The sequence below is a fragment of the Kineosporiaceae bacterium SCSIO 59966 genome (assembly GCA_020881835.1).
Lineage (GTDB): Bacteria > Actinomycetota > Actinomycetes > Actinomycetales > SCSIO-59966 > SCSIO-59966.
This window is the reverse complement of record CP052876.1, coordinates 2,529,632-2,554,562: the sequence shown is the minus strand read 5'-3', so window position 1 is coordinate 2,554,562 and position 24,931 is coordinate 2,529,632. Positions and strand designations below refer to the sequence as shown.

The window sequence follows — 24,931 nt, the reverse complement described above, 5'->3', positions numbered from 1 at the left end:
GATCCTGCCCCAGGAGCGAGGGAGGAGCGCCGTGTCGCTGCGCGTCCGGCTGGCGGTGGTGCTCACCGTCACCGTCCTCCTCCCGCTGGCCGCCGCCGGCGTCGTCGTCGGCGTCCTGGTCCCCCGCGTGGCGGCGGACGCCTCCACCGAGCGGCTCGAGGCGACGGCCCGAGCGGCGACCGCGACCCTGACCCGCCAGTGCACCACGCTCGGGCTGGCCGCCCGCTCGCTGGCCCTGGACGCCGCCCCGCGGCTCGCCGCCGGCGACGACGTCCCGGCGTCGGCCGCGCAGGCGGCGGTGGGCTCGCTCGAGGGGGTCTCCGCCGGCCTGCTCGACGCCGACGGCACCGTCCTGGCCGCCACCGGGGACGCCGACCTGGCCGGTCTGCGCGGCGCCTCCTGCTCTCAGGGCAGCACCCCCGCGGACCGGCAGGTGGAGACGGTGCCGGTCCGCGACGGCCAGGGCCGGCTCGTCGGGTGGGCCGTGGCCGCGGTCACCGTCGACGACGCGGCAGTGCAGCAGCTGCGCGGGCGGCTCGGACTACCGGCCGGGCTCGTCCTGGTCGCCGACGGCCGGGTCGTCGCCGCGGACGTCGCCGGCCTCGGCAGCACCGGCCTGCAGCTCGACCGGCTCGCGGCGTCCGTGCCTGACCCCCCGGCGTCCGGCCTCCGGGTCGGGTCGACCGACGACCTGCGCTGGGCGGTCGCGGCCGGTGCCCCGGCGGTCGGCGGCACCGTCGTCGCGGTGGAGGCGCCGCGCGCCTCGTTCCTGTCCCGCGCCGTGCCGGTGCTGCTCCTGCTGGCCGCCGCGCTCGCCCTCGCCGGGACCTGGCTCGTCGCCCGACGGCTCACCGCGCCGCTCGAGGAGCTCACCGCCACCGTGGACCGGCTCGGGCACGGCGACCTGTCCACCCGCACCACCGTGCGCGGGCACGACGAGGTGGGCCGGCTCGGCGCCGCCGTCAACGCGATGGCCGACGCCCTCGAGCGCTCGCTCGCCGACGCCGACGAGGGTCGCGCCGCGCTCGCCGAGACCCTCGAGCGGTTCGGGGAGGCGCTGGCGCGCACCCACGACCTCGGCGGGCTGCTGCAGACCGTCGCCGAGGCGGCCGCCACCGAGGCCGGCGCCGACACCTGCGTCGTCTACGTCACCGACCCGGCGGTGCCCGTCGGCGGTGCGCCCGCGGGCGGCGTCCGGCTGGTCGAGCGGGCCGTCGTCGACCTGGAGGTGCACAGCCCGCAGACCAGGGACCGGCTGCGGGAGGTGGCCGCCCGCGCCGTCGCCGCGGCGGCCGAGGTCACCGACCGCTCCGCGCCGGGCACGAGCGTCGTCGCGCTGCCGCTGCTGCACGAGGCCGCTCCCGGGGAGGGGTGCGTCGTCCTCGGTGTCATCGTCCTGGCCGGTCGCCGCCGGCTGGAGGAGGACCAGCTGGCCGCCGCTCGCTCGCTGGTCCGCCCGGCCGGGACCGCCGTGCACAACGTCATCGTGCACGAGGAGACCGCGCGGATGTCCGTCACCGACCCGCTCACCGGGTTGGCGAACGCGCGCTCGCTCACCGACACCCTGACCCGGGAGGTCGAGCGGGCCACCCGCTTCGGCCGTCCGCTGTCCGTGCTCACGGTCGACCTCGACCACTTCAAGACCGTCAACGACACGTGGGGCCACGCGGTCGGCGACCGGGTGCTGCGCGCCCTCGCCGACCGGCTGCGCGGCCTGGTCCGCGAGGTCGACACCGTCGCCCGCTACAGCGGCGAGGAGTTCGTCGTGCTGCTCCCCGAGACCGCCGCCGCCGGCGCCGAAGAGGTCGCCCGGCGGGTCGTCGAGGCGGTGCGCCGAGAGCCGCTCTGCGACGCCGGGGTGGCCGAGCCGGTCCGGGTCACGGTGTCCGTCGGCGTGGCCGCGCTGCCCGAGCACGCCGGCACCGCGCAGGACCTGCTGCGCCGGGCCGGCGAGGGGCTCGCCGCCGCCAAGGCGGCCGGGCGGGACGGGTGGGCGTCGGTCGACGTCGATAGCCTGCCGACATGACCGACCCGACGACCTCCCCGCCCCGAGTCCGCAAGGCGGTCATCCCCGCCGCCGGCCTGGGCACCCGGTTCCTGCCGGCGACCAAGGCGACGCCGAAGGAGATGCTCCCCGTCGTCGACAAGCCCGCGATCCAGTACGTCGTCGAGGAGGCCGTGGCGGCCGGCCTGACCGACGTCCTCATGGTCACCGGACGCAACAAGCGTCCCCTGGAGGACCACTTCGACAAGGCCTGGGAGCTCGAGGAGGTCCTCGCCGCCAAGGGCGACGAGTCCCGGCTGGAGCAGGTCCAGGCGTCCTCCGACCTCGCCGCCGTCCACTACGTCCGCCAGGGCGACCCGAAGGGCCTCGGTCACGCCGTGCTGTGCGCCCGCCACCACGTCGGTCGCCAGCCGTTCGCCGTCCTGCTCGGTGACGACCTCATCGACCCCCGCGACCCGCTGCTGACCCGGATGCTCGAGGCGCAGGCCACGCACGGCGGCAGCGTCGTCGCGCTCCTGGAGGTCCCCGAGGACCAGGTCAACCTCTACGGCTGCGCCGAGCTGCTGCCCGACGACAGCGCGCCGGACGACGACGTCGTCCGGGTCGGTGGCATGGTGGAGAAGCCGGACCCGGCCGACGCGCCGAGCAACCTCGCGGTCATCGGCCGGTACGTGCTGCACCCGGACGTCTTCGACGTCCTGGAGCACACCCCACCGGGGCGCGGCGGGGAGATCCAGCTCACCGACGCCCTGCAGACCCTGGCCCGCCGTGAGGGCGAGGGCGGCGGCGTCCGGGGCGTGGTGTTCCGCGGTCGCCGCTACGACACCGGCGACCGGCTCGACTACCTCAAGGCCGTCGTCCGCCTGGCCTGCGAGCGCGAGGACCTCGGTCCCGGGCTGCGGGCGTGGCTGGCCGACTACGTCGCCGCCGGCTTCCGCGCAGAGGGAGACCCCCGATGATCCCCGTTGAGGACCATCTCGACCGCGCACTGTCCGCGGTCCGCCCGCTCGACCCGATCGACGTGGCCCTGCTCGACGCCCTCGACTGCGTGCTGGCCGAGGACGTCGTCTCGACGGCCACCCTGCCCGCCTTCGACAACTCGGCGATGGACGGCTACGCCGTGCACCTGCCGGACGTCGCCGAGGCCAGCGAGGAGTCCCCGGTCGTCCTGCCGGTGGTCGCCGACCTGGCCGCCGGGGCGAGGGAGGCGTTCCCGCTCACCCCCGGGTCCGCCGTCCGGATCATGACCGGCGCGCCGGTGCCGCCGCGCACCGGCGCCGTCGTCCCGGTGGAGTGGACCGACGGCGGCATCGCCCAGGTGAGGATCACCCGGGCCCCGCGACCGGACCAGAACATCCGCCGGGCCGGGGAGGACGTCACCCCCGGCGAGGTGCTGCTGAGCGCCGGCACCCGGCTCGCCGCCCGCCACCTCGGGCTGCTGGCCGCCGCCGGGCACGACCGGGTGCGGGTGCGGCCGCGCCCCCGGGTCGTCGTGCTGTCCACCGGCAGCGAGCTCGTCGAGCCGGGTCGTCCGCTCGGCTTCGGTCAGATCCACGAGTCGAACGGCTACGCGCTGACCGCCGCGGCGCTGGACGCCGGCGCCGCGGCCGTGCACGGCGGGATCGTCCCGGACGACCCGCGGGTACTCATGTCCACCCTCGAGGACCACCTCGGGCGCGCCGACCTGCTCATCACCACCGGCGGAGTGAGCATGGGCGCCTACGACACGGTCAAGGAGGTGCTCTCCCAGCTGGGGACCGTCACCTTCTCCCGAGTCGCGATGCAGCCCGGGATGCCGCAGGGGTTCGGCACCCTCGGACCCGACGCCACCCCGATCTTCACCCTGCCCGGCAACCCGGTGAGCTCCTACGTGTCCTTCGAGGTGTTCGTGCGGCCGGTGCTGCGCAAGATGATGGGCGAGTCCCAGCTGCACCGTCCCTCGGTGACGGCCACCGTCACCGAGGGGTGGACGTCGGTGGCCGGCAAGCGGCAGTTCGTCCGGGTCGAGCTCACCACCGACGAGCAGGGCCGCTCGGTCTGCCGACCCGTCGGCGGGCACGGCTCGCACCTCGTCGCCGACCTCGCCGTCGCCAACGCGCTCGCCGTCGTCCCCGAGGACACCACCCGGGTCGTGCCCGGTGACACGGTGCGCTGCCTGCTGCTCGAGCGGGGGCGGCGATGACCGGCCGGCTGACCCACGTGGACGCCGCCGGGCACGCCCGGATGGTGGACGTGTCCGCCAAGGACGTCACCGTGCGTGAGGCCACCGCGCGGGGACGGGTGCTGTGCTCGGCGCAGGTCGTCGCCGCGCTGCGCGGGGACGGCGTGCCGAAGGGGGACGCGCTCGCCGTCGCCCGGCTGGCCGGCATCCAGGCCGCCAAGCGGACCCCGGACCTGGTCCCGCTGGCGCACCCGGTCGCCGTGCACGCCGTCACCGTCGACCTCGAGGTCGCCGACGACGGCGTCGACGTCACCGCGACCGTGCGCACGGCCGACCGCACCGGGGTGGAGATGGAGGCGCTGACCTGCGTCGCCGTCGCCGGTCTCGCGCTCGTCGACATGGTCAAGGCGCTCGACCGGCAGACCCGGATCACCGACGTGCGGGTGGTCGCCAAGAGCGGCGGCCGCTCCGGGGACTGGACCGCCGAGTGACGCCCCGGCTGCAGGGGCGACGCGCCCTCGTCATCACCTCCTCCAACCGCGCCGCGGCCGGCGTGTACGCCGACCGCGGCGGCCCCGTGCTCGTCGACGGGCTGGCCGAGATGGGGTTCACGGTCGACGGCCCCGTCGTCGTCCCGGACGGCGAGGAGGTGGCCGTCGCGCTGCGGTCGGCCGTGGCGCAGGGGTACGACGTCGTGCTCACCACCGGCGGGACGGGGATCGCCCCCGGCGACGTCACCCCGGAGGTCACCCGCCCCGTGCTGGACCGCGAGCTGCCCGGACTCGCGGAGGCGATCCGCGCCCGCGGGCGGGACGCCGGGGTGCCCACCGCGGCGCTCTCCCGCGGGCTCGCCGGCGTCGCCGGACGCACCGTCGTCGTCAACCTGCCCGGGTCGCCCGGCGGCTGCCGGGACGGGATCGCCGTCCTGCGGGACGTGCTGCCGCACGCCGTCGACCAGGTGCACGGCGGTGACCACCCGCCGGCGTCCGGCGGCTGATGCCGGTGACCACCGGCTGGCCGGTGACGCTCACCGACTCCGACGTCGTGCTGCGGCCCCTGACCCGCCGGGACGGCCGGGCCTGGCGCCGGCTGCGCGCCGACAACGCCGCCTGGCTCGACCCCTGGGAGGCCACCAGCCCGTTGGCCGGGACGGTGCAGCCGACCTTTGCCCAGCTGCGCCGCGAGCTGGCCCGGCAGGGACGCAGCGGGCAAAGCATCCCGCTCGCCATCGAGTACCGCGGCCGCCTCGCGGGCCAGGTCACCGTCGGCGGGATCCTGTGGGGCTCACTGCGGTCCGGCCACGTCGGGTACTGGGTGGACCGGGCGGTCGCCGGCCTGGGGATCGCCCCGCTGGCGGTCGCGATGGTGGCCGACCACTGCTTCGGCACCGTCGGGCTGCACCGCCTCGAGGTGAACATCCGCCCGGAGAACGCGGCGAGCCTGCGGGTCGTGGCCAAGCTCGGGCTGCGCGAGGAGGGACTGCGCCGCCGGTACCTGCACATCGACGGCGCCTGGCGCGACCACCGCTCGTTCGCGGTCACCGCCGAGGAGGTCCCCAACGGCCTGCGCGCCCGCCTGCGCCTCCCGCCCACCTGACTCCTCGCCCCGCCCATCCCTATCCCACGTCGTGCGGGCTCGACGTGGTGCCGCGGCACCCCTCGGCCACGTCGTGCGGGCTTGACGTGAGCATCCCGCTGCTGCGACACGCGGCTGGCGTCCCGGGCGCGGCAGACCGGCGCGCCTACGGTGGGACATCGTGGACAGCAGCCTCATCTTCGTGGTCATCGTCGCGCTGTGGGGTCTGGTCCTGCTGCCCGGTGTGGTGCGTCACCGGGCCACGCTCGGTGGGTCCCGGGTCCGCGACCGGTTCTCGGTCGCCATGCGGGTGCTCGACCGCCGCCGCGGCGAGCCGCACCCGGCGGGGCGCACCTACGTCCACCCCCGTCGTCCGAGCGAACCCGCCCTGAGTCCAGCGGCCGCCGGACCTACCCGTCCGGTGTCCTCCCCGAGCCGGGACCCGCGCCGTCCGGGACCTCCGCCGCGTCGCGCCCTCGCCGTCGTCGTCCTGGCCGCCCTCGCGGCGCTCGCTCTCGCGGTCCCGGTGACCGTCGTGGCCTCGGCGGCCGGGGTGCTCCCGTTCTGGCTGCCCGCGGTCCCGTTGGCCTCCCTCGTCGCCGTCGTCGTCGGGCTCCGCCTGCGGGCGCTGGCCCGGTGCCGGCCTCGCACGGTGCAGCCCGGCCGGCTGGCGAACCGGACGTCGCCACCGGCCGGCACCGGTCCGGTCCCGGCGGCGAGCCGTCCCCGGCAGGCCTCGCCGGCACCGCAGCCCGCCCAGGCCCCGCCGGCCCCGCAGCCCGCGCCCCGGCCCGAGCAGCGTCCCGGCACCTGGACACCGGTTCCCGTCCCGCCGCCGACCTACGCGCTCAAGCCCGCCGCTCCCCGCCGGGCCGTCACCGTGGACGTGCCGGAGCAGACCCGTCCCGCGGTGGAGCCCGCCCCGCAGCCCACGCCCCAGCCCCGGCACCAGCCGGTCGCTGCGACCTGGGACCTCGACGCCGTGCTCGAGCGCCGGCGGGCCGCCGCCGGCTGAGTACGGCTGCGGCCCGGTGCTACTCTGTCCGTCGCCTCGGGGCTGTAGCGCAATTGGTAGCGCACCTCGGTCGCATCGAGGGGGTTAGGGGTTCGAGTCCCCTCAGCTCCACCCCGTAGCACGACGCCCCGTCCGGGCCACCCGGGCGGGGCGCTCGTCGTCCGGGTCCTCTCCGCCACCCACCGGGCGGACGGCGAGGGGCGCCGGTCAGATCCAGCTCGGGAACCACATCCGCATCTGCCACTGCGAGTACGGGATCACCTCGGCGACCTGGACCGGCCAGAAGAAGGCCTCGAGCACGACCGCGCCGACCACGAGCGCCCCGGCGAGCACGGCGCCGACCGCGCGGCGGCGCCGCGGCACCTCGCGCGGGCCCAGCAGCAGCCCGATGACGTGCGTGAGGGCCAGCACGAGGTACGGCACGAACACGACGGCGTAGAACGCGTACATCGTCCGGTCGTCGACGGCGTCGTAGTAGAACCACGGCAGCCACCCGGCGGCCACCGCGCCGAGCACCGCACCGGCGCGCCAGTCCCGGCGCAGCGCCCACAGCACGAGCAGGACGACGAGCGCCGCCGCCCCGCCCCACCAGACCACCGGGTTGCCCACCGAGGTGATCGCCTGGGAGCAGGACTCGGCCAGGCAGCCGTCCTCGCCGCGTTCGAGGCCCTCGTAGAAGAAGGACGTCGGGCGACCCTGCACGATCCACGACCACGGGTGCGCCTCGTACGGGTGCTCCGACGTCAGGCCGGTGTGGAAGCTGAGGATGTCGGCGTGGTACTTGCCGAGGGAGCGCAGCGAGTCCGGCAGGAACGCCAGCGGCCCGTCCGGGTTCTGCGCCCCCCAGGTGCGCAGGTGCGCGTCGTCCGAGCGGAACCAGCCCACCCACGAGGCGAGGTAGGTGAGCAGCGCGACCGGCACCGTCGAGACGAACGCGGGGACGCCGTCGCGCAGCAGCGCCCAGCGCCAGCCCGGCAGTCCCGCGGCCCGGCGGGCCCCGACGTCCCACAGCACGGTCATCAGCCCGAACGCGGCCAGGTAGAACAGCCCGGACCACTTGGTGCCCACCGCCAGGCCCAGCAGGACGCCGGCGAGCAGCCGCCACGGTCGCAGCCCGAGCCCTGGCCCGACGGCGCCGAGCGGCCGGCCGTCGGCGCGGGCGGTGGCGACGAGGTGGGCCAGCCGGACCCGGCTGCGCTCCCGGTCCACGAGCAGGGCGGCGAACGCGGCCAGCACGAAGAACGACAGGAAGATGTCCAGCAGGGACGTCCGGCTGTGGACGATGTGGTGACCGTCGACGGCCAGCAGCAGCCCGGCGACGACGCCGAGGAGGGTGGAGTTGAACAGCCGCCGGGCGGCGCGGGCGAGGACGAGCACCGACAACGTGCCGACAGCAGCCGCGGCGAACCGCCACCCCCAGCCGCTGTCGACGCCGAGCAGCCACTGCCCCCCGGCGATCATCCACTTGCCGACCGGCGGGTGGACCGGGAAGTCGGCGGCGGTGAGCAGGACGTCCGGCGTCCCGGCGGTGAAGCTCTCGTCGGCGTCCTCCGGCCAACGCCGCTCGTACCCGTACCGCAGCAGGCTGTAGCCCTGCTTGACGTAGTAGGTCTCGTCGAACACGAGCTGGTGGGGGCGGTCCAGCCGCCAGAAGCGCAGGACGCCGGCCAGCGCGGTGACGAGCAGCGGGCCGACCCAGCCCCACAGGGTGTCGGTGGGCCGCCGGCCGACGAGGTGGCGCCGCAGGCCGGCCTCGCTGACCCGGCCGCGCTGCCGCCCGGGCGCGGTGGGCACCCGGACGTCGGTGGCGCTCACCCGCCGCATGGTAGGTGCGGGCCCGGCGCGATCACCGTCGGCGGGCCGGGACGGCGCCCAGGCTCGCCGCGACGACGAGGCCGATACCGAGCAGCGTGGGCGCGCCGGGGCGCTGCCCGGCGACGACGAGCCCGGCCAGGGTGGCCACGGCCGGCTGCAGGCTCAGCATGATCCCGAACGCCTGGGTGCTCACCCGGCGCAGCGCGACCTGCTCGAGGGAGTACGGCAGCACCGACGACATCACCGCCACCGTTGCCCCGGCGAGCAGCCAGCGCGGGTCGAGCAGCACCGGTCCGGCGGTCAGCGCCCCGAGCGGGACCAGCCACAGCGAGGCGATGAGCATCGCCCACGCCAGGCCGGAGGTCCCCGGGATGGCGCGGGCCACCCGTGCCCCCAGCAGCACGTACCCGGCCCAGCAGGCACCCGCGCCCAGGGCCAGGGCGATCCCCACCGGGTCCAGCCCCGCCGTCGAGGGGTTGGTCAGCACGAGCACGCCGGCGGCGGCGAGGGCGACCCACAGCAGGTCGAGGCGCCGGCGGGACCCGGCGACCGCCACTGCGAGCGGCCCGGTCAGCTCGAGGGCGACCGTGGCGCCGAGCGGGATCCGCTCAAGGGCCAGGTAGTAGAAGAGGTTCATCGCCCCCAGCACGGTGCTGAACGCGACGACCGCGGGCAGCGCGGCGCGCGCCGGCCGGCGCCGCCACGCCCGCCCGCCGACGAAGAGCAGCAGGGCTCCGATGCCCATCCGGTGGGCCAGCACGCCCGGTGCCCCCAGGACGTCGAACAGCCGGGTGGCCACCGCCGAGCCGGTCTGCAGGACGACGGCGCCGGTGACGATGAGCAGCTGCGGCGGGACGGCGTCAGCGGCCACCTCCCAGCGCCGCCGCACCGTCCCCTCGCTCACCGCCGCAGGGTATGGGTACGGGAGACTGCCCCCCATGACCGACCCGGGACGCCTGGTCCTCGCCGCCACCCCCATCGGGGACGTCGAGGACGCCCCGCCCCGGCTGGCCCGCCTGCTGGCCGCGGCGGACGTCGTCGCCGCCGAGGACACCCGCCGGCTGCGCCGGCTCTGCTCGGCCCTCGGTGTGGAGCCCGCCGGACGGGTGGTCAGCTACCACGAGCACAACGAGGCCTCCCGCTCCGAGGGGCTCGTCGAGGAGGTCCGCGCCGGTCGCACCGTGCTGCTCGTCACGGACGCCGGGATGCCGTCGGTGTCCGACCCGGGCTACCGGCTGGTCCGGGCGGTCGTCGAGGCGGGCCTGCCGGTGACCGCCGTCCCGGGACCTTCCGCGGTGCTCACCGCGCTGGCGGTCAGCGGTCTGGCCACCGACCGGTTCTGCTTCGAGGGCTTCCTGCCTCGCCGGCCGGGGGAGCGTCGCCGCGCGCTGGCCGCGCTGGCCGACGAGCCGCGCACGATGGTGCTGTTCGAGGCACCGCACCGGCTGGCGGCCATGCTCGCCGCCGTCGCCGAGGCCTTCGGCCCGCAGCGGCCGGCCGCGGTCTGCCGCGAGCTGACGAAGACCTACGAGGAGGTCCGCCGCGGCCCCGTCGCCGAGCTCGCCGCGTGGGCGGAGCAGTCGCCGGTCCGCGGGGAGGTCACGGTCGTGGTCGCCGGCGCCGACCCGGCCCCCGCCCGGCCCCAGGACCTGCTGCCGGAGGTGCTCGCCCTGCTCGCCGACGGCGTCCGGCTCAAGGACGCCGTGACCGCGGTCGCCGACCGGCACGGGGTGCCCAAGCGGGTGCTGTACGACGCCACGCTCGCAGCCCGCCCGCAGGAACCGCCTCCCGGCGATCACTAGGCTGCCCGGCATGACCTCCGTGCTGTCCGCCGTCGCCTGGCCGTACGCCAACGGCCCCCGCCACATCGGCCACGTCGCCGGATTCGGCGTGCCCTCCGACGTGTTCAGCCGGTACATGCGGATGGCCGGTCACGACGTCCTCATGGTCTCGGGCACCGACGAGCACGGGACGCCGATCCTCGTCGAGGCGGACCGGCAGGGGGTCACCGCGCGGGAGCTCGCCGACCGCTACAACCGGGTCATCGTCGAGGACCTGCACGCCCTCGGCCTGTCCTACGACCTGTTCACCCGGACGACGACCCGCAACCACTACGCGGTCGCCCAGGAGCTCTTCCGCACCCTGCACCGCAACGGGTACATGGTGGAGCGGACGACGAAGGGCGCGATCTCGCCGTCCACCGGGCGCACCCTGCCGGACCGGTTCATCGAAGGCACCTGCCCGATCTGCGGCTATGACGGCGCCCGCGGCGACCAGTGCGACAACTGCGGCAACCAGCTCGACCCGGTCGACCTGCGCAACCCGCGCAGCCGGATCAACGGTGAGCGGCCCGAGTTCGTCGAGACCCAGCACTTCTTCCTCGACCTGCCCGCGCTGGCCGACGCCCTCGGCGCGTGGCTGCAGGACCGGGCTGCCACCGGCACGTGGCGGCCCAACGTCATCCGGTTCTCCATGAACCTGCTCGAGGACGTCCGGCCGCGGGCGATGACCCGGGACATCGACTGGGGCATCCCGGTGCCGCTGCCCGGCTGGCAGGACAACCCGGCCAAGCGGCTCTACGTGTGGTTCGACGCGGTGATCGGCTACCTGTCGGCGTCCATCGAGTGGGCCCGCCGCGGCGGCGACCCCGACGCGTGGCGCCGGTGGTGGAACGACCCGACGGCCCGGTCCTACTACTTCATGGGCAAGGACAACATCACCTTCCACAGCCAGATCTGGCCGGCCCAGCTGCTCGGCTACAACGGCCGGGGCGCGCGGGGCGGCACGCCGGGGGAGTACGGCGAGCTGCAGCTGCCCACCGAGGTCGTCTCCAGCGAGTTCCTCACCATGGAGGGCGGCAAGTTCTCCTCCAGCCGCGGCGTCGTCATCTACGTGCGGGACATGCTCGCCCGCTACCAGCCCGACGCGCTGCGGTACTTCATCGCGGTCGCCGGCCCGGAGAACCAGGACACCGACTTCACCTGGGCGGAGTTCCGGCGCCGGACCAACGACGAGCTCGTCAGCACCTGGGGCAACCTCGTCAACCGGACCGCCAACCTCATTCACACGAACGTCGGCAGCATCCCCGAGCCCGGCACCCTCACCGACGCCGACCACCAGGTGCTGCGCGCCGTCCGGGGAGCCTTCGCGCCGGTCGGCGAGCTCATCGGCAGCCACCGGCAGAAGCAGGCCGTCACCGAGGCGATGCGCGCCGCAGGCGAGGCCAACCGGTACCTGTCCGACCAGGCACCGTGGAAGCTGCGGACCAGCGACCCCGAGCGGATGCGCACCGTGCTGCACGTCGCCGCCCAGGCGGTCAGCGACTGCAACCGGCTGCTCGCCCCGTTCCTGCCGCACAGCAGCCAGCAGGTCCACGAGGCCCTCGGCGGGACCGGCGTGTTCCAGCCGATGCCCCGCATCGACGAGGTCGACGACCTCGACGGCGGCCCCGGCTACCCGGTGATCACCGGCGACTACCGGGACCAGCCCCCGTGGGGCAGCACCCCGGTCGTGCCCGGGACGCCGGTCGGCCCGCCGTCCCCGATCTTCCGCAAGCTGGACGAGTCCGTCGTCGCCGAGGAGCTGCAGCGCCTGCAGGAGAGGGCCTCCGGGTGAACCGGGCCGTGACCACCGCACCACCCGGGTACCCCCCGCTGCCGGAGCCGCTGCCCTCGCCAGTCGCCGACAACCACACGCACCTCGACATCCCCGGCGCCCTGCGGGACGACGACGGGCCGGGCCGGCGGTTCCCCACCGACGAGGAGGTCACCGCCCTGCTCGACGCGGCCGAGGCGGTGGGCGTGGACCGGACCGTGCAGATCGGCTGCGACCTGCCGGCCGCCCGCTGGACCGTCGAGGCCGTCCGCCGCCACCCCCGGCTGATCGGTGGCGTCGCCGTGCACCCCAACGAGGCGCCGCGGCTGGCCCGCGAGGGCCTGCTCGACGAGGCGCTCGCCGAGATCGAGCGGCTGGCCGGTCAGCCGCGCGTGCGGGTGGTCGGGGAGACCGGGCTCGACCACTACCGCACCGACCCCGACGACGACGCCGCGCTAGCCGCCCAGGAGGAGTCGTTCCGGGCGCACATCGAGATGGCCCGGCGCACGGACCGGGTGCTGCAGATCCACGACCGCGACGCGCACGCCGACGTGCTCCGGGTGCTCGCCGACGCCGGAGCGCCACCACGCACCGTCCTGCACTGCTTCTCCGGCGACGCGGACCTGGCCCGCACGTGCGTCCGCAACGGCTGGTACCTCTCGTTCGCCGGGACCGTCACGTTCCGCAACGCCGCAGGCCTGCGCGAGGCGCTCGCGGCCGCCGGCCCCGAGAGGGTGCTGGTCGAGACGGACGCGCCGTACCTCACCCCGGTGCCGCACCGGGGCCGACCGAACGCCAGCCACCTCGTGCCCCACACCGCCCGGGTGATGGCCGACGTGCTGGGACTGTCGGTGACCGAGATGTGCCTGCGGCTGGACCGCGCGACCACGGAGGTCTACGGAACGTGGTGACGGTCACGTCGTAGGTCATCCGGGCGGCGACCGCGGTCACGGAGAAACCCCATGGGAGGCAAAAACCCCGTCAAGTCAACCGTTCGGGTTCGACTCGCAGGTCTCGATCCGGTTACGGTCGGGCGGCCCGCCGGGGATCCCCCCGGAACTCTGAATGACTGGAACACCTCATCGTGCCCAAGCTCCCCACCGCTCGCCTGACGCGCCGTCGCGCCCGGGTCGCGGGCCAGGCTGGCGTCGTCGCCGCTCTCGTGGCCGGCACCGCGTCCTTCGCCACCGCCGACACCACCGTGCAGCTGACCGTCGACGGCGAGACCCAGGAGGTCCGCGCCTACGGTGACACCGTGGCCGACGTCCTGGAGGCCGCCGACCTCGAGGTGACCGAGCGCGACATCGTCGTCCCCGGTCCCCGGGAGGAGGTCGAGGACGGCGAGCGCGTCGTCGTCCGGCTCGCCCGCGAGCTCACCCTCACCGTGGACGGCGACACCGAGACCTACTGGACGCACGCCCTGACCCTCGGCGAGGCCCTCGAAGACCTGGACGTGCGCGCCGACCGGGCCGTGCTCTCCGCCTCCCGCTCCACCGGTCTTGGCCGTGACGGCCTGGAGGTCGAGCTCACCACCCCGCGCAGCGTCCAGGTCGCCGTGGACGGCGAGATGATCGCCGCGCAGACCCACGCGCCGGACGTCGGCGCGCTGCTGGAGGAGATCGGTGTCACCGTCGGGGAGCGGGACCTGCTCTCGCTGCCGGCCGACACGCCCGTCACCGACGGCCTGACGGTCGCCGTCACCCGGATCACCACCGACGCCCTCGTGGAGGAGAAGGCGATCGCCTTCCCGAGCGAGGAGCGGCGCACCGACGATCTCTACAGCGGCCAGAAGAAGGTCACCCAGAAGGGCGTCGCCGGCGTCCGCACCCTCACCTACGAAAAGGTCTTTGCCAACGGCACCGAGATCGGCAAGAAGCTCGTCTCGGAGGAGGTGACGACCGAGCCGACCCCGCAGGTCGTCCTCGTCGGCACCAAGGAGCGGGCGACCAGCACCGCGAGGACCTCGGCCTCGACGTCGTCCGCGCCCGCCGTCGCCTCCGGCTCGGTCTGGGACCGGCTGGCGCAGTGCGAGTCCGGCGGCAACTGGTCCATCAACTCCGGCAACGGCTACTACGGCGGCCTGCAGTTCTCGCTGTCGTCGTGGCGCGCGGTGGGCGGCACCGGGTACCCGCACGAGGCCTCCCGTGCCACCCAGATCCAGATGGGCGAGCGGCTCCGGGCGCAGCAGGGCTGGGGCGCGTGGCCGTCCTGCTCCGCCAAGCTGGGGCTGCGCTGAGCGCCCACCCCCCGGTACCCGACGGCCTGCTCGGGCCCGCCGACGTGCGGGCCCTGGCAGGCCGTCTCGGCGTCCGGCCGACCAAGACGCTCGGGCAGAACTTCGTCGTGGACGCCAACACCGTCCGGCGGATCGTACGGACCGCGGACGTCGGGCCGCACGACGTCGTCGTCGAGGTCGGTCCCGGCCTCGGGTCGCTCACCCTCGGCCTGCTGGCGGCCGCTCGGCGGGTCGTCGCCGTCGAGGTCGACCCCGTCCTGGCTGGGGCACTGCCGCGGACCGTCGCCGAGCGCCGACCCGACCTCGCCGACCGGCTCGAGGTGGTCGCCGCCGACGCCCTCGACGTCCGGGACCTGCCCGGCCCGGCCCCCACCCACCTGGTGGCCAACCTGCCGTACAACGTCGCTGTCCCGGTGCTGCTGACGATGCTCGAACGGTTCGGCACCCTCACCGGGGCGCTCGTCATGGTCCAGGCCGAGGTCGCCCACCGGCTCGCCGCGGCCCCCGGGAGCCGCACCTACGGCGTGCCGACGGTCAAGGCCGCCTGGTACGCCGACGTCCGACTCGCCGGGGCGGTCCCGCGCAGCGTGTTCTGGCCGGTGCCCAACGTGGACTCCGCGCTGGTGCGGCTCACCCGCCGTGAGCCACCTGCCAGCCGCGCCGGACGCGAGGCGGTGTTCGCCGTCGTCGACGCCGCGTTCGCCCAGCGCCGCAAGACGTTGCGCGCCGCGCTGGCCGGCTGGGCCGGCTCGGCCGCTGCGGCCGAGCGGGTGCTGCGGGCCGCCGGCGTGGACCCGGCCGACCGCGGCGAGCGGCTCGGGGTCGCCGAGTTCGCAGCGGTCGCGGACGCCCGGCTCCTACTGGTCCCCTAGGGTCGGGGCATGTCGAGGTCGTCGCCGCAGGTCGCCGCCCGGGCACCCGCCAAGGTGAACCTCGCGCTCGCGGTCGGGGCCGTCCGCCCGGACGGGTACCACGACCTCGCCACCGTGTTCCACGCCGTGTCCCTGTACGAGGACGTCCTCGCCGAGCCGGCCGACGGGCTCGAGGTCGTCGTCCGCGGCGAGTACGCCGACGGCGTCCCGACCGGGCCCGACAACCTCGCGCTACGGGCCGCGGCCCTGCTCGCCGAGCGCACCGGGGTGGACCCCGCCGTCCGGCTCACCGTCACCAAGAAGGTGCCGGTGGCGGCCGGGCTCGCCGGTGGCTCCGCCGACGCCGCGGCCACTCTCGTCGCCTGCGACGCGCTGTGGCAGACAGGTCTGTCCCGGGACGCGCTGGGCGAGCTGGGCGGCGAGCTCGGCGCCGACGTGCCGTTCTGCCTCGTCGGCGGGACGGCACTGGGCACCGACCGCGGGGACCGGTTGACCCCCGCGCTGGCCCGAGGCGAGTACCACTGGGTCCTGGCGCTGTCCCCGGCGCGGCTGTCCACCGCCGAGGTGTACGCCGAGTGCGACCGGCTGCGCGCCGGCCGGGCGCTGCCGGAGCCGCGCGTCCCGGCCGCGATGATGCAGGCTCTGCGCTCCGGCGACGCCCAGGCCCTGGGCGCCTCCCTCAGCAACGACCTGCAGCCGGCCGCCGTCAACCTGCTGCCGGACCTGGAGCGGGTTCTCGAGGTGGGCAGCGACTACGGCGCGCTGGGCGGTGTCGTGTCCGGGTCGGGACCGACCGTCGCGTTCCTCGTCCGCGACGCCGAGCACGCCCTGGACCTGTCGGTCGCGCTCACTGCGTCCGGGGCCGTCCGCAGCGTGGGCCGGGTGCGTGGGCCGGTGCCCGGCGCCCGGGTGGTCGAACCCGTCGTCCTGCACTGAGGTCGTCGTGGCACACCTGCTCAACGTCGAGGACGTCACCGTCCACGCCGGGGCACGCGCCCTGCTCGACGGCGTCTCGGTCGGGCTCGACGACGGGGACCGGGTCGGGGTCGTCGGCCGCAACGGGGACGGCAAGTCCACCCTGCTGCGGCTGCTCGCCCGTGACCTTGTCCCGGACGCCGGTCGGGTCACCCACACCGGGGGCCTGCGCGTCGGCCGGCTCACCCAGCAGGACGCCGTCGACGGTGACCTCAGCGTCCGCCAGGCCGTGGTCGGGTCCGGGCCCGAGCACGTGTGGGCGTCCGACCCGCGGGTCCGGGACGTGCTCGACGGGCTGCTGGGGGACGTCGAGGCCGACGTCCCGGGCGGGGTCGAGGCACCGGTGCGGCTGCTGTCCGGGGGCCAGCGGCGACGGGTCGCCCTGGCCCACCTGCTCGCCGGCGACCACGACGTCCTGCTGCTCGACGAGCCGACCAACCACCTGGACGTCGACGGGGTCGCCTGGCTGGCCGCGCACCTGCGTGAACGGTGGCCGGCCGGCCGTGGAGCCCTCGTCGTCGTCACCCACGACCGCTGGTTCCTCGACGCGGTCGTCGAGCGCACCTGGGAGGTGCACGACGGCACCGTCGACCTCTACGACGGCGGGTACGCCGCCTACGTGCTGGCCCGCGCGGAGCGGGCCCGGACCGCGGCGGCCGCGGCCCAGCGGCGGGCGAACCTCTTGCGCAAGGAGCTCGCCTGGCTGCGCCGAGGCGCCCCGGCCCGGACGTCCAAGCCCCGCTTCCGCCTCGACGCGGCCGCCGCGCTCGTCGCCGACGAGCCGCCGCCGCGGGACCCGCTGGTCCTGCAGCGCACGGCGAGCGCCCGGCTCGGCAAGGACGTCGTCGACCTCGAGGGGGTCACCTACTCGGTCGGCGGCCGGGTGCTGCTGGACGACGTGACGTGGCGGCTCGGGCCAGGCGACCGGGTCGGGGTCGTGGGCGCCAACGGGTCGGGCAAGACGACCCTGCTGCGGCTGGTCACCGGCGAGCTGACCCCGGACGCCGGTCGGGTCCGCCGGGGACGGACGGTGCGGATGGCGCTCCTCAGCCAGGACCTGCACGAGCTCGACGAGGTCGCCGGCCTGCGGGTCCTCGAGGCGGTGGAGCGGGAGCGCCGGGTGGTCGAGGTGGACGGCCGGGAGGTGACGGCTGCGCAGCTGGTCGAGCGGCTGGGCTTCACCCGGGAGCGGGCCTGGACACCGGTCGGGGAGCTCTCCGGCGGTGAGCGCCGGCGGCTCCAGCTGGCACGGCTGCTCATGGACTCGCCGAACGTGCTGCTGCTCGACGAGCCGACGAACGACCTCGACACCGACACGCTGGCCGCGGTCGAGGACGTCCTCGACGGGTTCGCTGGGACCCTGGTCGTCGTCAGCCACGACCGCTACCTGCTCGAGCGGGTCGCCGACCGGGAGCTGGCGATGCTCGGTGACGGCACCCTGCGTGACCTGCCCGGAGGGGTCGAGGAGTACCTCGCCCTGCGCCGTGGCCGCCTGCGCGCGGGGACGGCGACGTCCGCCCTGGCCGGCGGCGGCGGGGCTGCGGCGTCCGGCCGCGGGGACACTGGTGGGACTGGTACCGCCGCCGCACCGTCGGCGGCCGAGGTCCGGGCTGCGCGCAAGGAGATGGCCCGGATCGAGCGGCAGCTGTCCCGCCTCGCCGAGCGGGAGGCCCGGCTGCACGCCGAGCTCGCGGCGTCCGCGACCGACCACGAGGCCGTCACGGCCCTCGACGCCCGGCTGCGGGAGCTTGCCGCCGAGCGCGACCGGCTCGAGGAGGAGTGGCTGGCCGCGGCCGACGTCGCGGGGTGACCCGGTTCCCTCCGGTGGTGTGCCGGTCTACCATCGGCGGGTCCGAGGAGCGGGGCGGGACCAGGGGGTGGTGCCATGCCGACGCGCCTGGTCCGGCGCAGTCGGGCCTACCTCATCGGGATCGCCGTCGGGGTGCCGACCATCATCGGCATCTGGCTCACCCAGCGAGCCGACGACCACGTGGTAGGGGTCACGTACCCGGTTCTCGCGGTCTACCTGCTCGGAGCCGGGTGGGTGCTGCGCTACCGCCCGGACCTGACCCGGGCGGTGGAGCGGACCACCTTCGCCGCGGTCTCCCTGCTGTGGCTGCTGCGGCTCGGCTTCGAGCTGCACGGGGGGGACCCGGTGGCCGGCTGGCAGCAGGTCACGCCGTGGACGTTCATCACCCTGCCGCTGCTCGCCCTGCTGGGCTACGTCGTCCACGACACCGCCGCGGCGCTGCGCCGAACGGTGATGCTGCCGCTGGTGTCCTCCGTGCTGTCCCTGTCGGCGCTCGTGCCGGCCGCGACGGCGACCGGCGACTGGTCGGCGGTGATCGAGCTGGTGCGCTACGAGGTGTACCTCATGGTGACGATGGTCTTCGTCCACGCCCTGGCACTGCACAAGGACGAGGCCGCCCGGATCCAGCTCGAGGCCGAGCGGCTGCGCCTGCTCGCCCACCACGACTCGCTGACCGGCCTGCCGAACCGGCGCTACCTCGAGGAGGTCCTCGAGCGCAACGTGGCCTCGGCCGACCGGGCCGGTCGTCCGATGTCGGTCCTCCTGTTCGACCTGGACCGGTTCAAGGAGGTCAACGACACCCACGGGCACGCCGCCGGCGACGGGGTCCTGCGCGACGTCGCCCGGTCCGTCGCCGCTCACACCCGGCCCCTGGACGCCGTCGGGCGCTGGGGCGGGGAGGAGTTCCTCGTCGTCCTGCCGGACACCGACCGCGAGGCCGCGGTCGCCGTGGCCGAGCGGATGCGCGCCGCGGTGGCCGAGGGGACGGTGTCGTCGGGGGTCCCCGTCACCGCAAGCTTCGGCGTCGCCCAGTACCGGTCGGGGACTGCGGCGGCCGACCTCGTTGCCGAGGCCGACGAGCTGCTCTACGCGGCGAAGTCGTCCGGTCGGGACACCGTTCGCAGCACGCGGCTTCCGGCGGCCCGCGCCCCGGTCACCGGGGTGTCGCTGGCCGGGACCGAACTCGGGGTGACCCCCGCAGACGGCGGTTCAGGAGTCGAACGGCGCGACGAGCCGGCGCAGCAGCCCTGACAGGGTCTCCTGCTCTGCTGCGGACAGGTCGCCGAGCAGCTCGTGCTCGCGCGCCAGCAGGTCCGCGAGGGCGGCGTCCACCCGGTCCAGCCCGGCGTCCGTCAGCTGGACGAGGACGCCGCGGCGGTCACCTGCTGCGCGGTGGCGCTCGACGAGGCCCCGGGCGGCGAGCCGGTCGATCCGGTGCGTCATCGTGCCGCTCGTCACGAGGGTCTGGGTCACGAGCTGTCCGGGGGAGAGCTGGTAGGGGGGGCCGGTGCGTCGCAGCGCCGACAGGACGTCGAAGTCCCAGGTCTCCAGGTCGTGCTGGGCGAACGCGGCCCGGCGGGCCCGGTCGAGGTGGCGGGCGAGGCGGGTGACCCGGGACAGGACGCCGAGGGGGGTGACGTCGAGGTCGGGGCGCTCGCGCCGCCAGGCCGCGACGATGCGGTCGACCTCGTCCTGCGGCACCCGGCCAGCGTAGCCTCTCGACGTCAAGACACCCTGATCCCCAGCCCACGTCCTGCGGGCATGACGTGGCCAGACGGAGGCCCCAGCCCACGTCGTGCGGGCATGACGCGGGCAGACGGAGGCCCCAGCCCACGTCCTGCGGGCATGACGTGGCCAGACGGAGGCCCCAGCCCACGTCGTGCGGGCATGACGTGGCCAGATGGAGGCCCCAGCCCACGTTGTGCGGGCATGACGTGGCCAGATGGAGGCCCCAGCCCACGTTGTGCGGGCATGACGTGGGCAGACGGAGGCCCCCGGCCCACGTCGTGCGGGCATGACGTGGGCAGACGGAGGCCCCCGGCCCACGTCGTGCGGGCATGACGTGGGCAAGCGAGTCCCCGGAGGTCGCTGTCAGGAGCGGCTCGACAGCGCCGGCTTGGGCTCCAGCCCGGACAGGCCGTTCCACGCTAGGTTCACCAGGTGCGCGGCGACGTCCGCCTTCTTCGGCTTGCGGTTGTCGAGCCACCACTGCCCGGTGAGGGCGACCATGCCGACGAGCATCTGGGCGTACATCGGCGCCGTCCGGGCGTCGAGGCCGCGCCGTCTGTACTCGGCGACGAGGATGTGCTCGACCTGGCTCGCGACGTCACTGATGAGGCTGGCGAAGGTTCCGGTGGACTGGGCCACCGGAGAGTCCCGGACGAGGATGCGGAAGCCGTCCGTGGAGCCCTCGATGTAGTCGAGCAGTGCCAGCGCTGCCCGCTCGAGCAGCTCGCGCGGGTGCCCCTCGCTGACCAGCGCCCCGGTGATCCCCTCGAGCAGGGTCTCGATCTCCCGGTCCACGACCACCGCGTACAGGCCCTCCTTGCCGCCGAAGTGCTCGTACACGACCGGCTTGGACACCTGTGCCCGGGCCGCGATCTCCTCGACGCTGGTCCCCTCGTAGCCCTTCTCGGCGAACAGCCTGCGGCCGATGTCCAGCAGCTGCTCGCGGCGCTGCTTGCCGGTCATCCGGGCCCGGGGCGGGCGGGGGGTCGGCGTGTCGTCGCGGCTCACCCGCCCATCATGCCGTGCCGGTGCGCCCGGCCCGTCGGGCCGCGGCCTCCTCCCGGCGGGCGACGAAGGTCGCGGCCCTGGCGTCGAGGTCGGCGACGAGGCGAGCGAGGTCCTCCCGTGCCGCCTCCCCTCGCGGGCCGAGGTCGTCACGGTCGAACACCTTCCAGAACCGCAGCACCGGTTGGACCACCTCGTCGTGGTGCAGCCGCAGGTCGTAGATCCCGGCGAGCGCGATCGTCATCGCGTTGCGGCGGAAGTTCGGCATCCCGGCACCGGGCATCTCGAACGCGGCGACCTCGTCCCGCACCGCCTCCATCGTGGCGTCCGGCTCGCGGTCGAACGCCGCCGCCATGAGGTTCCGGTAGAAGACCATGTGGAGGTTCTCGTCGACGGCGATCCGGGCCAGCAGCTGCTCGGCCACCGGGCAGCCCGTGGCCCGACCGGTGTTGCGGTGGCTCACCCGGGTCGCCAGCTCCTGGAACGAGACGTAGGCGAGGGTCCGCAGCATCGAGCGCTCGCCGGAGTCGTAGCCGGCGCTCATGTGCTGCATCCGCAGCTGCTCGAGCTGCACCGGGTCGACGCCGCGGGTGACCACGAGGTAGTCCCGCAGGGCCACCCCGTGCCGGCCCTCCTCGGCCGTCCAGCGGCCCACCCACTCTCCCCACGCGGCGTCCCGGGTGAACCGCTCGGAGATCTCCCGGTGGTAGGAGGGCAGGTTGTCCTCGGTGAGCAGGTTCACGATCATCGCCGTGCGGGCGACCGGGTCGAGCCGTGAGTCCTGCGGCACCCAGTCCTCGCCGCCGAGGAACGCGAAGTCGCGGCCCTCGCTCCAGGGCACGTAGTCGTGCGGGTTCCAGTCGCGGGCCACCTGCAGGTGGCGCTCGAGGTTCTCGGCGACGACGGGCTCGAGCTCCAGCAGCATTCGCGACTGCAGGGTGGCGTCGGCATCGGGGTCGTGCAGCGGAGGGGCAGTCATCCCGGCTCTCTCGGTCGACAGGTCGGCTTGGTTGCGCCTACGTAACCGTAACCACGGGCGCGGTGGTCCTGTCCAGTCCTGCGGCGGAGTCTTTGCCGAGTCCGGACGCCGACCGGACGTCGTCCCGCCCCTGACCGCCGGCGGTACCCTCACGCCGGCGGTCCCCCGTGGTGTAACTGGCAGCACACCAGGTTTTGGTCCTGGTGGTCAGGGTTCGAGTCCTTGCGGGGGAGCCAGCCGGTGACGTCCCGGTGGCGTGCGGGTTACCGGCCCGCCGGTAGCATGACCAGTCGACGTCACCGCCGAACGCCGAGGAGCCCTGCCGCGTGAGCGCGTCCCGCCCGGCCGCCGTCGTCGTCCTCGCCGCCGGTGAGGGCACCCGGATGAAGTCGTCGACGCCGAAGGTCCTGCACCGGATCGCCGGTCGGACCCTGCTCGGCCACGCGGTGGCTGCCGCCCGCGGGCTCGATCCCGAGCACCTCGTCGTCGTCGTCCGCCACGAGCGGGACCAGGTGGCCGCCCACGTCATGGAGATCGACCCGGGCGCGCTCGTCGCCGACCAGGACGACGTCCCTGGGACCGGCCGCGCCGTCCGCTGCGGTCTCGACGTCCTGCCCTGGGACCTCAGCGGCACCGTCGTCGTCACCTACGGGGACGTCCCGCTGCTGGAGACCAGCACCCTCGCGGCCCTGGTGGCCGCGCACGAGGACGCCGGCAACGCGGTGACCGTGGTGACTGCCGAGGTGGAGGACCCGACTGGTTACGGCCGGGTGGTGCGCGACGCGGACGGCGCGGTCGCCGCGATCGTCGAGCACAAGGACGCGACCTCCGACCAGCTCGCCGTGCGCGAGATCAACTCGGGCATCTACGCCTTCGACGCCGCCGTGCTGGCCGACGCCCTGCGCCGCGTCCGGCGGGACAACGCCCAGGGCGAGGTGTACCTCACCGACGTCCTGGGCATCGCCCGCGGTGACGGACGGCGGGTCGCCGCCCACCGGGTCGACGACGCGTGGCAGACCGAGGGGGTCAACGACCGGGTCCAGCTGGCCCGGCTGGGTGCCGAGCTGAACCGGCGGCTGCTCGAGCGGCACATGCGGGCCGGGGTCACCGTCGTCGACCCGGCGACGACGTGGGTGGACGTCGACGTCGAGCTGGCCCCGGACGTCGTCCTGCTGCCCGGCACCCAGCTGCACGCCGGGACGGTGGTGCAGACCGGGGCGAGCGTCGGGCCGGACACCACGCTGAGCGGCGTCCGGGTCGGTGCCGGGGCGAGCGTCGTGCGCAGCCACGGCAGCGACGCCGAGATCGGGCCGGGCGCCGCCGTCGGCCCGTTCTCCTACCTGCGGCCCGGCACCCGACTGGGTGCCGACGGCAAGATCGGTGCCTTCGTCGAGACGAAGAACGCCGTCATCGGCACCGGCTCCAAGGTCCCGCACCTCAGCTACGTGGGGGACGCGGAGATCGGCGAGGGGTCGAACATCGGCTGCGCCACCGTGTTCGTCAACTACGACGGAGTCGCCAAGCACCGCACCGTCGTCGGTGACCACGTCCGGATCGGCAGCGACACGATGCTCGTCGCGCCGGTCACCATCGGGGACGGGGCGTACACCGCCGCCGGCTCCGTCATCACCGAGGACGTCCCCGCCGGGGCGATGGCGGTGGCCCGCGGCCGGCAGCGCACGATCGAGGGCTGGGTGGAGCGCCGCCGCGCCGGCACCCCGGCCGCCGAGGCGGCCCGCCGGGCCCGCGGCACGGAGCCGACCAGCAGCACCGACGACGAGGGAGCGGCCGGATGACGGGTATCACGACGACGGGGGAGAAGCGCCTCGTGCTCATCGGGGGCCGGGCGCACCCGGAGCTCACCGAGGAGGTCGCCGCCGCGCTCGGCGTCGAGGTCGTGCCGACGACGGCCTACGACTTCGCCAACGGTGAGATCTACGTCCGCTTCCAGGAGAGCGTTCGCGGCTCCGACGCGTTCGTCATCCAGAGCCACTGCGCCCCGATCAACCAGTGGATCATGGAGCAGCTGCTCATGGTCGACGCGCTGAAGCGCGCGTCCGCCAAGCGGATCACCGTCGTCGCCCCGTTCTACGGCTACGCCCGGCAGGACAAGAAGCACCGCGGCCGGGAGCCGATCTCGGCCCGGTTGATCGCCGACATGTTCCGCACCGCGGGCGCCGACCGGCTGATGAGCGTCGACCTGCACGCCGCCCAGATCCAGGGCTACTTCGACGGGCCGGTCGACCACCTGTGGGCGCTGCCGCTGCTTGCCGACTACGTCGGCAGCCGGGTGGACCGCAACAGGCTCACCATCGTCTCCCCGGACGCCGGCCGGGTCCGGGTGGCGGACCTGTGGTCGGACCGGCTCGGGGCACCGCTGGCGATCATCCACAAGCGGCGGGACCCGAACGTGGCCAACCAGGTCAAGGTGCACGAGCTGGTCGGGGACGTGGAGGGCCGCACCTGCGTGCTCGTCGACGACATGATCGACACGGCCGGGACCATCGTGCAGGCGGCGGAGGCGCTCAAGGACAACGGCGCGGCGGACATCGTCGTCGCAGCGACCCACGCGGTGCTGTCCGGCCCGGCGGTCGACCGGCTCAAGAACAGCGCCGTCAGCGAGGTCATCGTGACGAACACGCTGCCGGTCGCCGAGGAACGGCGCTTCCCGCAGCTCACCACGCTGTCGATCGCGCCGCTGATCGCCCGCGCCATCCGCGAGGTGTTCGACGACGGCTCGGTCACCAGCCTGTTCGAGGGCAACGCCTGACCCGAACCTCCTCACGGTGGCCGCACTTCGACCACAGAAGCCGCACTTCGACCACAGAATGCTGCCCTCGGCCCGGCCTGGCCGGCGTGTCGCGCCACCAACCCAGCACTCTGCGAGCCGGACGGTGGCCGGTGGGTGGCGGGACTGCATGATCACCAGCGTAAGAGGTTTCACGTCAAGGTCTTGGGTCGTGTTGATCTTGTTGGTGGTGTGTGGGGTCCCCGCCGGGGGGGTGGCCGGGGTCGGGTTCCTCGTCTCTACGTAGCTGGCAAGTGGGCTTGGGGTCCCAACAGCGTTCAAGCGAGCTTGTGAGGTTCCCTGGCGGCCTGGCGGGGCTGCTCATGGTGATCATCGAGGTGGAAGGGTTTCCCCTCTACGAAGGTGCGAGCTC

At 74.8% G+C, this 24,931-nt stretch carries 22 protein-coding genes and 2 tRNA genes; 19 read left to right on the top strand and 5 right to left on the bottom strand.

Annotated elements, in window-relative coordinates; genetic code table 11:
- Positions 1 to 31: 31 nt before the first annotated feature.
- From HJG43_11955 to HJG43_11920, 8 genes are all read left to right on the top strand, one after another.
- A complete protein-coding gene (locus HJG43_11955; protein ID UER55133.1) occupies positions 32 to 2,026 on the top strand; it encodes a diguanylate cyclase in 1,995 nt (664 codons plus the stop codon).
- On the top strand, positions 2,023 to 2,964 hold the full coding sequence (galU, locus tag HJG43_11950; GenBank protein UER55132.1) for a UTP--glucose-1-phosphate uridylyltransferase GalU: 942 nt from the start codon (positions 2,023 to 2,025) through the stop codon (positions 2,962 to 2,964). The genes HJG43_11955 and galU overlap by 4 nt, the downstream gene beginning before the upstream one ends.
- Positions 2,961 to 4,187, top strand: coding sequence for a molybdopterin molybdotransferase MoeA (locus HJG43_11945; protein ID UER55131.1), 1,227 nt, complete (start codon positions 2,961 to 2,963; stop codon positions 4,185 to 4,187). The genes galU and HJG43_11945 overlap by 4 nt, the downstream gene beginning before the upstream one ends.
- Entirely contained in the window at positions 4,184 to 4,657 is a 474-nt protein-coding gene (gene moaC, locus HJG43_11940) for a cyclic pyranopterin monophosphate synthase MoaC (GenBank protein UER55130.1), read from the top strand. Before HJG43_11945 ends, moaC begins: the two co-directional genes overlap by 4 nt.
- Before the next feature lie 8 nt (positions 4,658 to 4,665).
- Positions 4,666 to 5,163 carry a MogA/MoaB family molybdenum cofactor biosynthesis protein gene (locus HJG43_11935; protein ID UER55937.1) on the top strand — a complete coding sequence of 166 codons (498 nt, stop codon included), beginning with the start codon at positions 4,666 to 4,668 and terminating at the stop codon, positions 5,161 to 5,163.
- Entirely contained in the window at positions 5,163 to 5,762 is a 600-nt protein-coding gene (locus HJG43_11930) for a GNAT family N-acetyltransferase (GenBank protein ID UER55129.1), read from the top strand. Before HJG43_11935 ends, HJG43_11930 begins: the two co-directional genes overlap by 1 nt.
- A 160-nt stretch (positions 5,763 to 5,922) precedes the next feature.
- Positions 5,923 to 6,756, top strand: a complete 834-nt coding sequence (locus HJG43_11925) for a hypothetical protein (protein ID UER55128.1) — start codon at positions 5,923 to 5,925, stop codon at positions 6,754 to 6,756.
- Between the two features lie 38 nt (positions 6,757 to 6,794).
- Positions 6,795 to 6,867 (top strand) — tRNA-Ala (locus HJG43_11920).
- A 96-nt stretch (positions 6,868 to 6,963) separates the two neighbouring features.
- On the opposite strand, the gene HJG43_11915 is transcribed toward HJG43_11920, so the two are convergent.
- On the bottom strand, positions 6,964 to 8,580 hold the full coding sequence (locus tag HJG43_11915; protein ID UER55127.1) for a phospholipid carrier-dependent glycosyltransferase: 1,617 nt from the start codon (positions 8,578 to 8,580) through the stop codon (positions 6,964 to 6,966).
- 22 nt (positions 8,581 to 8,602) lie between these two features.
- Positions 8,603 to 9,511, bottom strand: coding sequence for an EamA family transporter (locus HJG43_11910; GenBank protein ID UER55126.1), 909 nt, complete (start codon positions 9,509 to 9,511; stop codon positions 8,603 to 8,605).
- On the opposite strand from HJG43_11910, the gene rsmI reads away from it, so the two are divergent.
- The 8 genes from rsmI (at position 9,510) to HJG43_11870 (ending at position 19,309) form a co-directional block, all read left to right on the top strand.
- Positions 9,510 to 10,373, top strand: coding sequence for a 16S rRNA (cytidine(1402)-2'-O)-methyltransferase (rsmI, locus tag HJG43_11905; protein UER55125.1), 864 nt, complete (start codon positions 9,510 to 9,512; stop codon positions 10,371 to 10,373). The two genes, HJG43_11910 and rsmI, sit on opposite strands and share 2 nt — an antisense overlap.
- 10 nt (positions 10,374 to 10,383) lie before the next feature.
- Entirely contained in the window at positions 10,384 to 12,186 is a 1,803-nt protein-coding gene (locus HJG43_11900; protein ID UER55124.1) for a methionine--tRNA ligase, read from the top strand.
- Entirely contained in the window at positions 12,183 to 13,076 is an 894-nt protein-coding gene (locus tag HJG43_11895; GenBank protein UER55123.1) for a TatD family hydrolase, read from the top strand. The genes HJG43_11900 and HJG43_11895 overlap by 4 nt, the downstream gene beginning before the upstream one ends.
- Before the next feature lie 173 nt (positions 13,077 to 13,249).
- The gene (locus HJG43_11890; protein ID UER55122.1) at positions 13,250 to 14,401 is read left to right on the top strand and encodes a DUF348 domain-containing protein; all 1,152 of its coding nucleotides are present in this window, start codon (positions 13,250 to 13,252) and stop codon (positions 14,399 to 14,401) included.
- A complete protein-coding gene (gene rsmA / locus HJG43_11885; GenBank protein ID UER55121.1) occupies positions 14,365 to 15,273 on the top strand; it encodes a 16S rRNA (adenine(1518)-N(6)/adenine(1519)-N(6))-dimethyltransferase RsmA in 909 nt (302 codons plus the stop codon). Before HJG43_11890 ends, rsmA begins: the two co-directional genes overlap by 37 nt.
- Before the next feature lie 9 nt (positions 15,274 to 15,282).
- Complete coding sequence (locus HJG43_11880) at positions 15,283 to 16,209, top strand: 4-(cytidine 5'-diphospho)-2-C-methyl-D-erythritol kinase (GenBank protein UER55120.1); 927 nt, start codon at positions 15,283 to 15,285, stop codon at positions 16,207 to 16,209.
- Positions 16,210 to 16,216: 7 nt separating this feature from the next.
- The gene (locus HJG43_11875; protein UER55119.1) at positions 16,217 to 18,058 is read left to right on the top strand and encodes an ABC-F family ATP-binding cassette domain-containing protein; all 1,842 of its coding nucleotides are present in this window, start codon (positions 16,217 to 16,219) and stop codon (positions 18,056 to 18,058) included.
- 75 nt (positions 18,059 to 18,133) lie between these two features.
- Positions 18,134 to 19,309: a GGDEF domain-containing protein gene (locus HJG43_11870; protein UER55118.1), complete on the top strand. Its 1,176-nt coding sequence runs from the start codon at positions 18,134 to 18,136 to the stop codon at positions 19,307 to 19,309.
- Here the strand turns inward: HJG43_11870 and HJG43_11865 are convergent.
- From HJG43_11865 to HJG43_11855, 3 genes are all read right to left on the bottom strand, one after another.
- A complete protein-coding gene (locus HJG43_11865) occupies positions 19,268 to 20,074 on the bottom strand; it encodes a MarR family transcriptional regulator (protein UER55117.1) in 807 nt (268 codons plus the stop codon). The two genes, HJG43_11870 and HJG43_11865, sit on opposite strands and share 42 nt — an antisense overlap.
- A gap of 75 nt (positions 20,075 to 20,149) precedes the next feature.
- The gene (locus tag HJG43_11860) at positions 20,150 to 20,749 is read right to left on the bottom strand and encodes a TetR/AcrR family transcriptional regulator (protein UER55936.1); all 600 of its coding nucleotides are present in this window, start codon (positions 20,747 to 20,749) and stop codon (positions 20,150 to 20,152) included.
- A 52-nt stretch (positions 20,750 to 20,801) separates the two neighbouring features.
- Positions 20,802 to 21,770, bottom strand: coding sequence for an acyl-ACP desaturase (locus HJG43_11855; GenBank protein ID UER55116.1), 969 nt, complete (start codon positions 21,768 to 21,770; stop codon positions 20,802 to 20,804).
- Positions 21,771 to 21,931: 161 nt separating this feature from the next.
- On the opposite strand from HJG43_11855, the gene HJG43_11850 reads away from it, so the two are divergent.
- The 3 genes from HJG43_11850 to HJG43_11840 all read left to right on the top strand — a co-directional run bounded on the left by HJG43_11850 (position 21,932) and on the right by HJG43_11840 (position 24,540).
- Positions 21,932 to 22,006: transfer RNA gene (locus HJG43_11850), tRNA-Gln, on the top strand.
- Positions 22,007 to 22,096: 90 nt separating this feature from the next.
- Entirely contained in the window at positions 22,097 to 23,566 is a 1,470-nt protein-coding gene (gene glmU / locus HJG43_11845) for a bifunctional UDP-N-acetylglucosamine diphosphorylase/glucosamine-1-phosphate N-acetyltransferase GlmU (GenBank protein UER55115.1), read from the top strand.
- Positions 23,563 to 24,540, top strand: a complete 978-nt coding sequence (locus HJG43_11840; protein ID UER55114.1) for a ribose-phosphate diphosphokinase — start codon at positions 23,563 to 23,565, stop codon at positions 24,538 to 24,540. Before glmU ends, HJG43_11840 begins: the two co-directional genes overlap by 4 nt.
- Positions 24,541 to 24,931 lie beyond the last annotated feature (391 nt).

Bases quoted from the DNA above. Each gene is read 5' to 3' on its own strand.
- galU (UER55132.1), top strand. From the start codon at position 2,023: ATGACCGACCCGACGACCTCCCCGCCCCGAGTCCGCAAGGCGGTCATC.
- HJG43_11945 (UER55131.1), top strand. From the start codon at position 2,961: ATGATCCCCGTTGAGGACCATCTCGACCGCGCACTGTCCGCGGTCCGC.
- moaC (UER55130.1), top strand. From the start codon at position 4,184: ATGACCGGCCGGCTGACCCACGTGGACGCCGCCGGGCACGCCCGGATG.
- HJG43_11930 (UER55129.1), top strand. From the start codon at position 5,163: ATGCCGGTGACCACCGGCTGGCCGGTGACGCTCACCGACTCCGACGTC.
- HJG43_11915 (UER55127.1), bottom strand. From the start codon at position 8,580: ATGCGGCGGGTGAGCGCCACCGACGTCCGGGTGCCCACCGCGCCCGGG.
- rsmI (UER55125.1), top strand. From the start codon at position 9,510: ATGACCGACCCGGGACGCCTGGTCCTCGCCGCCACCCCCATCGGGGAC.
- HJG43_11910 (UER55126.1), bottom strand. From the start codon at position 9,511: ATGGGGGGCAGTCTCCCGTACCCATACCCTGCGGCGGTGAGCGAGGGG.
- HJG43_11900 (UER55124.1), top strand. From the start codon at position 10,384: ATGACCTCCGTGCTGTCCGCCGTCGCCTGGCCGTACGCCAACGGCCCC.
- HJG43_11880 (UER55120.1), top strand. From the start codon at position 15,283: ATGTCGAGGTCGTCGCCGCAGGTCGCCGCCCGGGCACCCGCCAAGGTG.
- HJG43_11870 (UER55118.1), top strand. From the start codon at position 18,134: ATGCCGACGCGCCTGGTCCGGCGCAGTCGGGCCTACCTCATCGGGATC.
- HJG43_11865 (UER55117.1), bottom strand. From the start codon at position 20,074: ATGCCCGCACGACGTGGGCCGGGGGCCTCCGTCTGCCCACGTCATGCC.
- HJG43_11860 (UER55936.1), bottom strand. From the start codon at position 20,749: ATGACCGGCAAGCAGCGCCGCGAGCAGCTGCTGGACATCGGCCGCAGG.
- HJG43_11855 (UER55116.1), bottom strand. From the start codon at position 21,770: ATGACTGCCCCTCCGCTGCACGACCCCGATGCCGACGCCACCCTGCAG.
- HJG43_11840 (UER55114.1), top strand. From the start codon at position 23,563: ATGACGGGTATCACGACGACGGGGGAGAAGCGCCTCGTGCTCATCGGG.